Origin of the sequence: Hydrogenispora ethanolica, assembly GCF_004340685.1 — a bacterium.
GTDB classification, from domain to species: Bacteria; Bacillota; UBA4882; order UBA8346; family UBA8346; genus Hydrogenispora; species Hydrogenispora ethanolica.
The window spans coordinates 56161-70046 of the sequence record NZ_SLUN01000031.1; the positions used below are offsets into that span (position 1 = coordinate 56161).

The 13886-nt window shown below is 56.9% G+C and carries 10 protein-coding genes; 5 read left to right on the plus strand and 5 right to left on the minus strand.

Annotation, left to right across the window (positions count from 1 at the left end):
• Positions 1 to 375: 375 nt before the first annotated feature.
• The 4 genes from EDC14_RS20180 to EDC14_RS20195 all read left to right on the plus strand — a co-directional run bounded on the left by EDC14_RS20180 (position 376) and on the right by EDC14_RS20195 (position 4489).
• Positions 376 to 1194, plus strand: a complete 819-nt coding sequence (locus tag EDC14_RS20180) for an ABC transporter permease (protein WP_132016122.1) — start codon at positions 376 to 378, stop codon at positions 1192 to 1194.
• Positions 1195 to 1983 carry an ABC transporter ATP-binding protein gene (locus tag EDC14_RS20185; RefSeq protein ID WP_132016123.1) on the plus strand — a complete coding sequence of 263 codons (789 nt, stop codon included), beginning with the start codon at positions 1195 to 1197 and terminating at the stop codon, positions 1981 to 1983.
• Between the two features lie 65 nt (positions 1984 to 2048).
• The gene (locus EDC14_RS20190; RefSeq protein WP_132016124.1) at positions 2049 to 3035 is read left to right on the plus strand and encodes an ABC transporter substrate-binding protein; all 987 of its coding nucleotides are present in this window, start codon (positions 2049 to 2051) and stop codon (positions 3033 to 3035) included.
• Between the two features lie 425 nt (positions 3036 to 3460).
• On the plus strand, positions 3461 to 4489 hold the full coding sequence (locus EDC14_RS20195; RefSeq protein ID WP_132016125.1) for an ABC transporter substrate-binding protein: 1029 nt from the start codon (positions 3461 to 3463) through the stop codon (positions 4487 to 4489).
• A gap of 573 nt (positions 4490 to 5062) precedes the next feature.
• On the opposite strand, the gene EDC14_RS20200 is transcribed toward EDC14_RS20195, so the two are convergent.
• The 5 genes from EDC14_RS20200 to EDC14_RS20220 all read right to left on the minus strand — a co-directional run bounded on the left by EDC14_RS20200 (position 5063) and on the right by EDC14_RS20220 (position 12492).
• Positions 5063 to 5761 carry a response regulator transcription factor gene (locus EDC14_RS20200; RefSeq protein WP_132016126.1) on the minus strand — a complete coding sequence of 233 codons (699 nt, stop codon included), beginning with the start codon at positions 5759 to 5761 and terminating at the stop codon, positions 5063 to 5065.
• Positions 5762 to 5821: 60 nt separating this feature from the next.
• The gene (locus EDC14_RS20205) at positions 5822 to 7318 is read right to left on the minus strand and encodes a sensor histidine kinase (protein WP_132016127.1); all 1497 of its coding nucleotides are present in this window, start codon (positions 7316 to 7318) and stop codon (positions 5822 to 5824) included.
• Positions 7319 to 7611: 293 nt separating this feature from the next.
• Positions 7612 to 9846 carry a DNA gyrase/topoisomerase IV subunit A gene (locus EDC14_RS20210; RefSeq protein WP_132016128.1) on the minus strand — a complete coding sequence of 745 codons (2235 nt, stop codon included), beginning with the start codon at positions 9844 to 9846 and terminating at the stop codon, positions 7612 to 7614.
• A gap of 195 nt (positions 9847 to 10041) precedes the next feature.
• The gene (locus EDC14_RS20215) at positions 10042 to 12021 is read right to left on the minus strand and encodes a DNA gyrase/topoisomerase IV subunit B (protein ID WP_132016129.1); all 1980 of its coding nucleotides are present in this window, start codon (positions 12019 to 12021) and stop codon (positions 10042 to 10044) included.
• Positions 12022 to 12303: 282 nt separating this feature from the next.
• A complete protein-coding gene (locus EDC14_RS20220; protein ID WP_132016130.1) occupies positions 12304 to 12492 on the minus strand; it encodes a hypothetical protein in 189 nt (62 codons plus the stop codon).
• Positions 12493 to 12799: 307 nt separating this feature from the next.
• Between EDC14_RS20220 and EDC14_RS20225 the strand changes: the two genes are divergently transcribed.
• The gene (locus EDC14_RS20225; RefSeq protein ID WP_132016131.1) at positions 12800 to 13585 is read left to right on the plus strand and encodes an HAD-IIA family hydrolase; all 786 of its coding nucleotides are present in this window, start codon (positions 12800 to 12802) and stop codon (positions 13583 to 13585) included.
• The last annotated feature ends 301 nt before the right edge of the window (positions 13586 to 13886 follow it).

Sequence of the window (13886 nt, forward strand, 5' to 3'; positions counted from 1 at the left end):
TTCATTCCTCATAACACCCAGCGATACAACAAGTGTTTTCCCCTGGAGTCCGGCTTCCAAGCCGGGCTTTTTTTATGCCGTTATGTATTGGCGAAAGAGGAGGGTGCATTAAAGAAGTTGGAAATGGAACCGATAAAGTAAAGACTGGGGGATCCTTCACGGTATGGCCACAGTGACTCCTTCTTCGCTTCAAAAGCGTAGTCGGGCTGCATTGTCAAGGATAGTACCCCGGATGTTTCGAAAATTGCTGGCGTGTTTCCTTGTGAAAATTCGTTAAAAAGTTTGAAAATAGTTACAACTTATCATGAACGTCAGGTGTCGTTATAATGAAATTGATGTTACATCGATAATCCAGCACGAACAGGAGTGAATATTTTGGCAAAAACAGCGAATACGGCCGCCGGGTCCGCTCCGGCAGGGTCGGCCCGCTCGAAGACCGGCATCTCCAATCTGACGCTGAATATTTTGGCGATCGTGGTTTTCTTTGGGATTTGGATCTTTTATACGTCGGTGATTGCACCGAAGAATTTTTTGATCCCCAGTCCGTTCCAGGTGATCGGAGCCGGGGTGGAAAAATGGCAATCCGGCTTGCTCTTGCAACACGTCGTGGCCAGCATGTACCGGGTCTTTACCGCTTTTTGCCTGGCGATGATCGGCGGAATCCTGTTGGGATTCCTGATGGGCTGGTATCGGGTGGTTCGCGGCATGATCGAGCCCTTTGTGCAGTTTTTTAGAATGATTCCGGCCATCGCACTGATCCCGCTGTTCATCCTGTATGTGGGGATCGGCGAGCCCTCCAAGATCATCGTCATCTGGCTTTCCGCCTTTTTAACTATTGTCATCACGGTCTATCAGGGCATCAAAAATATCGACCCCAATCTGATCAAGGCGTCCCGGGTACTGGGAGCCAAAAATTATGATATCTTCCGCCACATCGCGATCCCGGCGTCATTCCCGTATATCCTGGTTGCGGCCAGGCTCGGCTCGGCCGCCAGCTGGACCACGCTGGTCGCCTCGGAATTAATTGCCGCTTCGCGGGGCTTGGGATACATGGTCACCGAGGCTGGCGTCTATTTTCAACCCGCCGTGATGTATCTGGGTATCTTCCTTATCGGCGCCCTGGGGTTGATCATGGACAAACTCATTCTGTTCCTTGAGAAAAAACTGGCCGGCTGGCAAGAGAAGGTGGCGTAAATGAACAATCCGGTAAAAATCGCAATCGAGGGAGTCTCCAAAGTATATCAAGGCCGGATCGGACCGGTGGTCGCGCTGGACCAGGTCAACCTGGACATCTACGCGCAGGAGTTTATTACGGTGGTCGGGCCGAGCGGCTGCGGCAAAACCACGCTATTGAACATTCTGGCCGGTTTGGAGGAAGCCTCTTCGGGCCGGGCCCTCATCGACGGCCAAGTGATCACCGGGCCTTCGCCGACCCGGGGCGTCATCTTTCAACAGTACGCGTTGTTTCCCTGGATGACGGTCCGCCAGAACGTGGAGTTCGGGCCGATGTTGCAAAAGCTGCCTGCAGCGGAGCGGCGCAAAGCGGCCGAGCATTATCTGAAACTGGTGGGATTGAAGGGCTTCGAGGACGCGTACCCCAAAGAATTGTCGGGGGGCATGAAACAGCGGACCGCCATCGCCCGCGCCTACGCCGCCAATCCGGAAGTATTGCTGATGGATGAGCCCTTCGGCGCGGTGGACGCCCAGACCCGGGTGATGCTCCAGGAGGAACTGATGGCCACCTGGTCGCGGGAGAAGAAGACGGTCTTTTTCATCACCCACGACGTGGAAGAAGCAATCTATCTCGGCAGCCGGATCTTGGTGATGTCGGCCCGGCCGGGCCGGGTCCGGGAGATCATTCCGAATACGATCCCCTATCCCAGAGCCTACGATGTCAAATTCACCGCTGAATTCGGCCAATTGAAGCAGCATATTTGGGAATTAGTCTATGAAGAGTACCACAAAAAACAAGCGGCGGAATAGGAGGTGTCCCGCAAGTAACGAAATGTTTCATCCTGAAGATCGAAAATTAGAGGAGGTAATCCAAAGTGAAGAAACAGCTGATTTTTATCGCACTGCTGGTGTTGAGCCTGGTTGCCGCGTCGGTTTCCTTCGCTGACAACCTGACGCCGATCAAGATCGCGTATCATAACAATATCGGTGGCGCTTCCCTGGTGTCCATCGCCAATGAGATGGGCTTCTTCAAGCAGGAAGGCCTGGAGCCGCAATTCGTGCGGTTCAGTTCCGGACCGACCGAGATCGCGGCGATGCTGTCCGGCGATCTGGATGTCGGTTATATCGGACCGGGCGCCATGTTCATCGTGATGGAAGGACGGGTCAACTATATCGCGGTCGACTCCATCGCCACCGGCGATATGATATACGGCTATCCCGGCCGCAAAATCAAGAAGGTCAAGGATCTGGTCGGCAAAAAGGTCGGCATCGCCCAGGGCACTTCCCAGGAGATGCTGCTCCGGGTGGCTTTAAAATTAAATAAGATCCCCATCGATAAAGTTCAAGTGGTGCCGATGTCGCCCGAGAATCAAGTGGCCGCCTTCAGCACCGGGCAGTTGGACGCCGTGGCAACCTATAGCCCGTATACCAGCCAGATCAAAAATATGATGCCCAATGTCGATCTGGTGCTGAGCTCCAAGGATTTGTATCCGAAATTCACGTTCCCGCAGGGCTGGATCGCCAATAAGGATTTTATGAAGAAGAATCCGCAAGCGGTCCAAGGCTTCCTGCGCGCGATCATGAAGGCCAATAACGTCCGGGTGAAATCCGAGGATCAGTGGGTCCCCATGACCAGTAAGTTCTCGGAGATCCCGGCGGACCTTCTGAAGAAAGATCTGCCCGGCATCACCGTCCTGACAACGCCGCAACTGCGCAAGGCGTTTAGCAACGGAACAGTGGAAAAATGGCTGAACACGCTGAGCGATGTGTTTGTGGATATCGGACGGCTGAAGAGCCCCATCCCGACCTCGCAATATCTGGACAAGAAATTCTTCATGGATGCGACCAAAAACTTGAAATAAGGGGCCGGACCGGCCTCCGCCCGTCCCCGCCGGATTTGACGCCGGCCGGGACGGGCGCTTTTTATACTCCGTTGATTCAATCCATCGCCAGGAATTTTGGAAAAGCGCAGTACTTGAACGGGTTTTCCAAAATGGGAACTCCTCCATTGGACCGCCGGAGTCATCACGCATTGGCATCCTTCCTATTTCACATTCGCGTTTTGGGTGTGAAATATTGTCGTTTAGGAACTTTGCTTTCACCCCGGCGATCAATTCCCATTCATCCCGCGGGAAGGCCGGGTCCGTCGAAGGATGCGGCAAGGGTTCCAGCCAAATTAGACTGGGCGGGTCATGGCCGATGCGATATAATGAAGGTGCGGAAGACCGGATAAAAAAAGATTCGCCGGAACGGCCGCTGAGCGACGCGGCGAAAAAGGGAGCTGAGGATGAAGGATCGAAAACCCTCCTTATATCAATTATCCCTGATGATCCTGGTGGCCGTCCTGCTTTTGGTCGGCGTCAGCCTGGTCGTTCTGAATTTATCCGGCAACTCGCAGCTGCTGCGGGTTGCCTACCATCCCGACCTGCACGGCGCGGGAATCATGGTCCTGGCGGAGGAGAAAGGCTTCTTCAAGGACGAAGGGCTGCGCGTGGAGCTGGTGAAGTTTTTGAGCGGGCCGCCCGAGATTCAGGCCATGACCTCGGGGGATATCGACATCGCCTATCTCGGAATGGGCGCGCATTTTTACGCGGCGCAAGGCCGGTGCAAGATCCTGGCCATCGACAGCCTCAACCTGGGCGACATGGTCATCGCGCACCGGGATTCGGGGATCAAAGGGCTCCGCGATCTGCGCGGCAAACGGATTGGCGTGCCCCGGGGCACTTCCGGGGAGATGATCCTGAGTCTGGCCCTGGACCAGGCCAAACTCCGCCCGGAAGAGGTGCGGATCGTCAACATGGATGTGGCCGGGGCGGTGGCGGCCTTTGTGGCCCGCAAGATCGACGTGGTCGCGCTGTGGGTCCCCTATACCACGGAGATCGAGCGCCAGGTGGGCAAGGAGAACGTCATCCGCCTGGCCGACAACGCCCGCTTTATCCCGGAGTACGCCTTTTTGAACAGCTGGGTCACGACCGAGCGCTTCCTGAAACGCCATCCCGGCCTGGCGGTCAAATTCATGCGAGCCTGGACCCGGGCCAATGATTACCGGTATCACAACCTGGAAGAGACGGTCCGGCTGACCTCGCAATTCACCCAGATGCCCGAGGGGTCGCTGCGGATGATGGTGCGCTCGACCCAGTGGCTGGAATCCCGGGCCATCGCGACTTACTTTCAAGACGGCACGGCCGCTCAATGGTATGAGAATCAGGAAGGAATCTTCGTCAAAACCGGCAAGTTAGCCAGGGTGGTGGCGGCCCGGCGTTTTCTGCGTCCGGAGCCGTTGCTGCGGGCGCTGGGGCGGCGCGTAAAAGAATAGCGAGGGACGGTCCGTTCCGGGAGACCCCGCCCAAGGGGAATGCCCGGCGGGATTGCCTTCCGGACTTCCGGGGCCGGCAGGGATGAAGGCTGGGGAAGCTTCCCCAAAGCCCGGTCTTCTTGCCCGAAGCCTCGGGGAAGCTTCCTCAAGGTTTGTCGATGCATCCCGAAGCCTCCGTCCTCTTTCCCGGAGGTTTGGTCCTTTATCCCGGAACCCCCGGGATGGTTCCCCGAGGCTCCGGGATGCTAGGATGATCTTTCGGGAAGAAAGGATCGAAAGATCCGCTGAAAGGATCATGGGATCCCTTACAAGGATGAAGACCATCCCTTACACGAATGGAGGCATCCCTTACAAGGATCGCAAGATCCTATGAAAGGATCGAGGCATCCCTTACAAGGATGGCTTTCATCCTAACAAGGATGAAGAATATCCTAGTTGGACGGCAGCTCATCCCTGACATGAGGGCCGGGATGCCTACCGGACCGGCGTCCATCTTGGAAGGGATCGGGAGGGCCCGGTGAGAGGGGGACATTCGGATTGCTTCCCCGGTTTCCCGGCCGGGAACGGGATGGCTCAGCCGTTGAGGTGCTGGTAAAAAAGATCGTTCAGATTCAATTCCTTGATCAGGCGGACCACTTCCTTGGTCCGCTTCTTGTTGAACTTCTTTAAGAGCACATTGATCTGGGATTTAACTGTTGAAAGCTCCACCTGGCGGGAATCGGCGATCTCCGCCGGCCGCATGCCCTGGAGCAACAGGTTGAGGATCTCCTTTTCCGACGGCGTCAATTGGGAGAGGATATAGACCGATTGCAGCAGGTTGCTCTCGTTTTTGCGAATCCGCGAGAATTCATTGCGAATCTTGGCGGCGACTTCGGGCCGGATCGGCGAATGGCCCTGATGGGCCAGGCGGATGGCGGCGATGATCTCCTCCGGGGGACTGGATTTGAGCACATAATCCACGGCGCCGTTCTCGAAAGCGCTGAAGACGGTTTCATCATCCTCGTGGACCGTCAGAAAGACGATCTTGATCCCGGGCTGGGCGGCCAGAATCGCTTGGGCGGCCTCGATGCCGTCGCGTTTATGGTCCATTTCGATGTCCATCAGAACCACGTCGGGCTGCCACTCGGCGGCCAGTTGCACCGCTTGCCGGCCATTGGCGGCACCGGCCACGACCCGCAGATCCGCCTGCTGGTTGATGACAGCCGTAAAATGCTCCCGAAACACCGCTAGATCCTCGGCCACAATCACCCGGATGAGAGGGGTACCGCTCATAACGAATCGCTCCTCGCTGTTATTGCTCGATGACGGTGAATTCTGCCGGCCGCCGGACCGCTAGGAGCCGACGGAATAGACCGGCAGGAAAATATCGAACTGGCTGCCCTGGCCCACTTGGCTCTTGACCAGGATATGCCCGAAATGACCCTGGACGATCTGCTTGGCGTACGACAGGCCGACTCCCCAGTTTTTGGTACTGTTCTTGCTGGAAAAGAAGGGGTCGAAGATCTGCTGCAATTGCTCCTTGGCGATGCCGGCGCCGTTATCGCTGACCCGGATCACGCACCAGCGGTCTTCCACATAGCAGCGGATCGTCACCTGGCCCGGCCGGTCGGCGGGTATGGCCTCCAGCGCGTTGATCACGATGTTGGCCAGCGTCTCGCTGAGATGAAATTCGTCGGCCAGCAGCAGGCAGTGATCGTCGAGCCGGCTTTCCAGGCGGATGTGCTCCGGAACGGCCTTGATCCGGCGGAGCGTCTGCTGCAGCAGCTCCTCGTTGCTGAGCGGCCGCAATTCCAGGGACGAGGTTTTAAAGGATTGATAGAGCAGATCCAGGCGGGACAAGGTCTGCCCGACGATCTCCCCGATCTTGTCCAGATTTTGGACCACCGCTTCGGCGGCGGGGGCTGCTTCCGAGCGGGCCATCTGGCGGGTCTGGTCCACCAGGAGCTGGGTCATGAGCAGCTGGTTCTTCATGCCGTGAGTGAAGACGCGGACCCCCATGTTGGCGGTCTTGAGTTTGCGGGCCAGAAGCAGGTCGGGCTTGCCGAACTGCTCCTGGACCTCGGTATACTTCCAGATGGCGAAGATGCTCCAGATGGAGGTAAACCCGGTAAAGCCGATCCCGATGTACCAGTCCAGCGTGGTCAAGGGCGGATTGAAATTGGAGAAATCCCAATACAGAAAATAATAGGTCCGGGCGTCGGTCACCTGCAGCGGCCCCAGGAAAGCCAGGTAAAAATAGAAGGCCACCAGCGAAAAGACGCCCAGCAGAATGTGCTTGAGCCGGCTTTTGGCCCAGGGAATGGACATCCGGCGATAGCGCCAGACCATGACCGCCAGGGCGATGACGGTGGAGCCGATGACCCAGGCGCGGGTGATCAGGCTGATGACGAAGGTGGCGTTCCGCTCCATCAGGCCGAGCATCGAGCGGTAGACCAGCGGATCGTAAAACCACAGGTTCGCCAGGGGCAGGACGGCATTGAAGACATACTTGGACCAGATCTCGCTGAACGGCCGGTTATAGAAGAGCCGCAGCGACAGCCCGGTCAGGCTGAAAATAAAGATGGAACGGCCGACCGTGATCAGCCGGCTGATCCAGTCGATCGAAATGGGCGAGGTGAGCAATAGCTGGCGGATGCGATCATCCAGAAAGAGGACCAGATTGACATGGTAATAAAAGCCGCCGTATTTCGAGAAGAACAGGATCAACCCCGCCATGCTGAGAAACCATCCCACCAGCATCAGAGCCATCCAATACGCGGAGGGGTTTTTGGCTTTGACGATAAATAAGGCGATCGCCGCGACGATTAGGATTGTCAATAAAATGATCATGTTTTCCCTCGTCCTTATTATAACGAAAGGGCTTTCAAACTGCAAAACCAATATTTTGAAGGATCACGGCCCCGGTCGAATCCCAAAGCAGCCGCCTCGCGGAAGGAGGGGCGGAGTCCTTTTTCACCGGAAAAAAGCGTCACCCGCCTCCTGGAAAGAAGGCGGGCGCAGTTGGCGTTGTTTTTGATTCGGAAAGGCAAGTTTGAATGATTTCTCGTGGCTGAATGAGGAACGAGTCTCCTGGCGGCTTTCCAATCCAATCCGGGGAGCCCGATGACGGCGGCTCAGCCGTTTTATTCCTCCGCCGTCCCGTCCTCGCCGCTCTCCCGCTCCAGAGCCAGTTCCAGGCCGGACTGGACCGGGTTGCGGTCTTCCGGCTTCAGATAGCAGCCGATGGCCGGGATGTTTTTGGTGCGATAGTATTCGGGGTCGGTCAGCCGGACGGCGGCGAGCGGCTTGACCTCCGTCATGGTGCTGCCTTTCTTGCCCTTAAGGACCTGGACGCCTTGGGAGTCGCGGGTCGACTTGGGGTTGATGGCCACGGTATTGAAGATCAGCGCCTTGCCGATGCTGGAGTAGGCCATCAGCTCCAGGTCCTCCTTGGTGAAGAAGATATTCACCAGGCGGGAGAGGTCGGAGTAGGCGCCCAGCAGTTTCTTGCGGTTGGTCTTGGTGGCGTAGCCGGACAGGTCGATCTTGGCGATCTTGCCGTTCTCGAAACAGAAGATCAGATAGCCCTGATAATCGTCGGTGGCCGTCAGGAAGATGATCTTTTCGTCCGGCCCGAGGCCCAGGAGGTTGGGCAGATACTCACCGAGACTGGAGGCCTTGTGATCCTCCAGCTCGTAGATTTTCATTTTGTAGACGGTATATTGGTTGGAGAAGAGCAGCAGATCGGCCTTGTTGTGGCTCTCCACCTCCTGCAGGATGGCGTCGTCCTCCTTCAGCTTGTGCTCGGGATTGGCCCGCAGCGAGACCAGGGGCACCTTTTTCAGGTAATTCTGGCCGGTCAGGAAGAGCTTGAGGTTGTAATCCTCGATCAGATGCTCCTCGGTGATGGTTTCGACCTGTTCCTCCCGGATGATCTCGGTCCGGCGCGGCTGGCCGAATTTCTTGGCGATCTCGGTCAATTGCTTGATGATCAGCTGATAGAGCTTGAGTTCGCTTCCGTGCACCTCGCGCAGGTGGCGGATGTCCTTTTCCAGGTCGCTGATCTCGGCGACCCGGTTGAGAATATACTCCTTATTCAAATTGCGCAGCTTGATCTCGGCCACGAACTCCGCCTGGGGCTCGTCGATGCCGAAGCCCGTCATCAGGTTGGGAATGACCATGGCCTCTTCCTCGGTCTCGCGAATGATCCGGATTGCCTTGTCGATGTCCAGCAGGATCTCCTTGAGCCCCAGCAGCAGGTGGAGCTTGTCGGACTTCTTTTGAATGTCGAAGCTGAGCTGCCGTTTCAGGCAGTCGGTTCGGAAGGCCAGCCATTCGTCGAGAATGCTTTTGATCCCCATCACCCGCGGCTTGCCGTGGACCAGGAGGTTGAAGTTGCAACTGAAGCTGTCCTGAAGCGGCGTCAGCTTGAAAAGCTTATTCATCAGCGCTTCCGGTTCGGTGCTCTTCCGGACGTCGAAGGTGATCTTCAGCCCGTCGAGGTCGGTCTCGTCGCGGACGTCGGTAATCTCCTTGATCCGGCCGTTTTTGACCAGATCGATGACGGCGTCGATGATCGCCTCGGTGGTGGTGGTATAGGGGATCTCGAAGATCTCGATGCAGTTGTTGGCCTTATCATAACGCCAGCGGGCGCGGAGCTTGAAACTGCCCCGGCCAGACTCGTAGATCTCGGCGATCTCCCGTTCGTTATAGATCAGCTGGCCGCCGGAAGCGAAATCCGGCGCCAGCAGGGTTTGGACGACGTTGTGGTTGGTGTCGTTGATGTAGGCGATGGTGGTCTCGCAGACCTCGCGCAGATTGAAGCTGCAGATATTGCTGGCCATGCCGACGGCGATCCCCTGGTTGGCGTTGACCAGGATGTTGGGGAAGGTGGTCGGCAGCAGGGTCGGCTCCTGAAGCGAGCCGTCGTAGTTGTCGACGAAGTCGACGGTATCCTTGTCCAGGTCGCGGAAGATCTCCTCGCAGACCTTGTCCAGCTTGGCCTCGGTGTAACGGGGCGCGGCGTAGCGCATGTCCCGCGAGTACTGCTTGCCGAAGTTGCCTTTGGAATCGATGAACGGATGAAGCAGGGCGGCGTTGCCCCGGGTCAGCCGGACCATGGTTTCGTAGATGGCCTGGTCGCCGTGGGGGTTGAGTTTCATCGTCTGGCCGACGATGTTGGCCGACTTGGTGCGGTTGCCGGTCAGCAGTCCCATTTTGTACATGGTATAGAGGAGTTTGCGGTGGGACGGCTTGAAGCCGTCGATCTCCGGGATGGCCCGGGAGATGATGACGGACATGGCGTAGGGCATATAGTTTTGTTCCAGGGTGTCGACGATGGGTTGTTCCACTGGAAGATTAACGTTGGGAGGGGTCATCGGGTAGCCTCCTGTTGAGATGAATGCATAAATTTGGTTGTTGGTTGTTGATGCCGATTCAGGATGCTGATTCAGGTTGTTGGTTGTTGAAGCTGATTCAGGAAGCTGATTCAGGTTCGCGGTTCTAGTACTTCTTACTACCAACAACTAACGACTAACAACTAACAACCACGAACTAACAACCAACAACCCGTCTCAGCTCACATCCACCATGTCCAGATAGCGGTAGCCGTTCTCCTCGATGAAGCTTTTCCGGCCGGAGAGGTTCTCGCCCAGCAGCAGTTCGAAGACTGCCTGGGTCTCCTCGATGTCGGCCGGCATGACCTTGATCAAGCGACGGGTCTCCGGATTCATGGTGGTCTGCCACATCATTTCCGGCTCGTTTTCGCCCAGCCCTTTGGAGCGCTGGATGGTATATTTGCCGCGGAGTTTGGCCAGGATGTCGACCTTCTCCTTGTCGGAATAAGCGAAATAGGACTTGTCCTTGACCGCGATCTCATACAGGGGGGATTCGGCGATATAGACCTTGCCCTCCTGGATCAGGGTCGGGACCAGCGTGTAGAGCATGGTCAGGATCAGGGTGCGAATCTGGAAACCGTCGACGTCGGCGTCGGTGCAGATGATGATCTTATTCCAACGGAGGTTGGCCAGGTCGAAGGTGTTCAGATCCTTATTATGCTTGGACTTGATCTCGACGCCGCAGCCGAGCACCTTCAGCAGGTCGACGATGATGTCGTTCTTAAAGATGCTGTCGTAATCGGCCTTCAGGCAGTTGAGGATCTTGCCGCGCACCGGGATGATCGCCTGGAACTCGGCGTCGCGCCCCAGCTTGCAGGCGCCGAGGGCCGAATCGCCCTCGACGATGTAAAGCTCGCGGCGGTTCAAGTCCTTGGTGCGGCAGTCCACGAACTTCTTGACCCGGCTGGTGATGTCGACGTTCCCGGCCAGTTTCTTCTTGATGTTGATCCGGGTCTTCTCGGCCGTCTCCCGGCTGCGCTTGTTCACCAGCACCTGCTCGAGGATTTTCTCGCTCTCGGCCTTGTTCTCGATGAAATAGATCTCCAGCTGCTCCTTGAGGAACTCGGTCATGGCCTCCTGGATGAACTTGTTGGTAATCGATTTTTTGGTCTGATTCTCGTAGCTGGTCTCGGTGGAGAAGGAGTTGGTGACCAGGATCAGGCTGTCCTGGACGTCGGCGAAGGTCACCTTGGCCTCGTCCTTGGTATATTTGCCCCGGTTGCGCAGGCACTTGTCGATCTCGTAGACCAGGGCGGCTTTGACAGCCTTGTCCGGCGCGCCGCCATACTCCAGAAAGCTCGAGTTGTGATAGTATTCCAGCAGATTGATCTCGTTGTTGAAGCAGAAGGCGATCTCCAGCTTCACTTTGTATTCGGGTTTGTCCTCGCGGTCGCGCCCCTTGGTCTGGGTGGCATAGAACTGGACCTCGGTGAAGCTCTTCTCGCCGCCGATCTCCTTGATGTAGTCGACGATGCCGTTCTGGTAGCAGTATTCGAAGGTCTCACCCGAGTACTCGTCGTGCAGCTCGAAGGTGAGCCCGGCGTTGACCACCGCCTGTTTGCGCAGGGTGGTCTGGTAATATTCCAGCGGAATGTCGATATCGGTAAAGACCTCCAGGTCCGGCCGCCATTTGATGATGGAGCCGGTGTGGGGGTAGTGGCATTTCTCCTTCTTGAGGCCGCCGCTGTTTTCGCCCTTCTCGAAATGCAGGTCGAAGCGGTAGTCGTCGCGGTAGACGGTGACGTCCATGTATTCCGAGCTGTATTGGGTGGCGCAGCTGCCCAAGCCGTTCAGGCCCAAGCTGAACTCGTAGTTTTCGCCGCTGTTGTTGCGGTACTTGCCGCCGGCGTAGAGTTCGCAGAAGACCAGTTCCCAGTTGTAGCGTTTCTCATTGGGGTTGAAATCCAGCGGAATGCCGCGGCCCCGGTCGGCCACGGTGATCGACCCGTCGCGGTGGCGGGTGACGGCGATCCGGTCGCCGTAGCCCTCGCGGGCCTCGTCGATGGAGTTGGAGAGGATCTCAAATACCGAATGTTCGCAGCCCTCGAGCCCGTCCGATCCGAAGATGACCGCCGGCCGTTTGCGGACCCGGTCGGCTCCTTTGAGTGAAGAGATACTGGTATTATTATATTCAGCGGCTTTGGCGTGATTGGCCATCGGTCGCACCTCGCATTTCCAAAAATAACCGAACAGTGAAATACCCAGTCTAATTCTACAATACTTCTTCTCTTAAACATAGACCAAACTGACGTTCGGTGTCAAGAGCAAAGATGGCCGGAGCGTAACGGATTTTGGGGGAGAAGGGCGGCTTTTGGAGGAGAGAAGTATATTGCGGCGGCGGATGGCAATACTAAGACATGTTCCTCCTTACAATATGGATGGGTCAAGGAAAGAGGGGTTCCGGGCGAGCGGGCCTCTCTTTCTGTTTGTCCGGCGGGCTCAGGAGATCTCCAGGATCTCCCGGTCGCCGACGGTTTGGCGGCTGACGCTGCCCTCCAGGAAACGCACTTCATAGTCGTCGCGCGCGGAGTGCGGCGGAACCCAGTAGCCGATGCGGCAATGGTCGCCTTCCTCGCTGATGGAATGGAGCCGGTAAAACTTCCCCTTGACCTTGACGTACTGATCCATGCCCTCGCAAAACCTCCCCAATTTGTTTTTCCGCCCCGGGCCGGCCGCTCCGGAGAGCGGATTTTTGGGCCGGTATGTTTCAAAAAGATTAAGCCGGCGCGGCCCTCAAGGTAACCGGTGCCGTCCGGAAAGCGCTCCTTTCCTATAGTTTGCTGCCGCCGGCGGCGAAAGATACGCCGCCCGGCGCCAGGGAATTGTGAATTTTTGAGGATCTGCGATCCAGAGCAGGAATCAGAAGGCCGCGACGCGAATAAATCAACTATAAAGTAGTCCATCAACTTCAGACGATAACGGAGGTTTGCGCTCCATGAGCGATAAGAATTCGACTCCAGCCCGAAAGAAGTCCTACCTCATCGACATGGACGGGGTTTTGGTCCAGGGCGACCGGCCGATTCCGGGCGCCGGCGATTTTATTCAACGGCTGATCCAGGGCGGACACAAGTTTTTGATCCTCACCAACAACTCCCGCTATACGCCCCAGGACCTGCAGCACCGGCTGCAGACCATCGGCCTTTCGGTCACGGCGGACCATTTTTTCAGCAGCGCCATGGCCACGGCCAAATTCATCAAGTCGCAAAAACCGCACGGCTCTGCCTATGTACTGGGCGGGACCGGTCTCTATCAGGCCCTGAACGAGGTCGGCTATACGCTGACCGATTACAACCCGGACTTCGTGGTGCTGGGCGAAACCGATTCTTACTCATACGATAAGATCATCCGGGCTTCGCAGTTGATCCTCTCCGGGGTGCCTTTCATCGCCACCAACCCCGACCCGGCCGCGCCGGGCGAGGGCGGCAGCGTTCCCGCCTGCGGCGCGGTGGCCGCGCTGCTGGAGAAGGCCACCGGCTACATCCCGTATTTCGTCGGCAAACCCAATCCGCTGGTGATGCGGATCGCCCTGCGCACCCTGGATGAGCATTCGGAGAACGCGGTGATGATCGGCGACCGGATGGACACCGACGTCAAGGTGGGCCTGGAGTCGGGCCTGGAGACCATCCTGGTGCTGAGCGGCGTGACCAGCCGCGAGCTGATCCTGAAGTTCCCGTACCGGCCCGGCCGGGTGGTCGGCTCGGTGGCGGAGATTGAGCCGTAGGGTGGAGAACCCGGATATGGGCTCATCAGCCGGGAGCTATTTCCAATGTTACTCAACTTATAGAACCTGGGGTAAATAACAGATTTTCAAAAACGGCCGGTAGGCCGTTTTTCTTTTTTAGGCTCGGCCGGCCTCCGCCGGGCTCCCGGCTCTCGGAGGACGTTTGCGACGACTGTGCTATATAAGTTGAATTAAATTTCTATTATGCATCATGTCCCTAAAGCCGGCCATGATGGAAAAAATAAGGAATTTAATTCAACTTATTACCGCAGTAATAGGATGAAATAAATTCCGTTTTGAT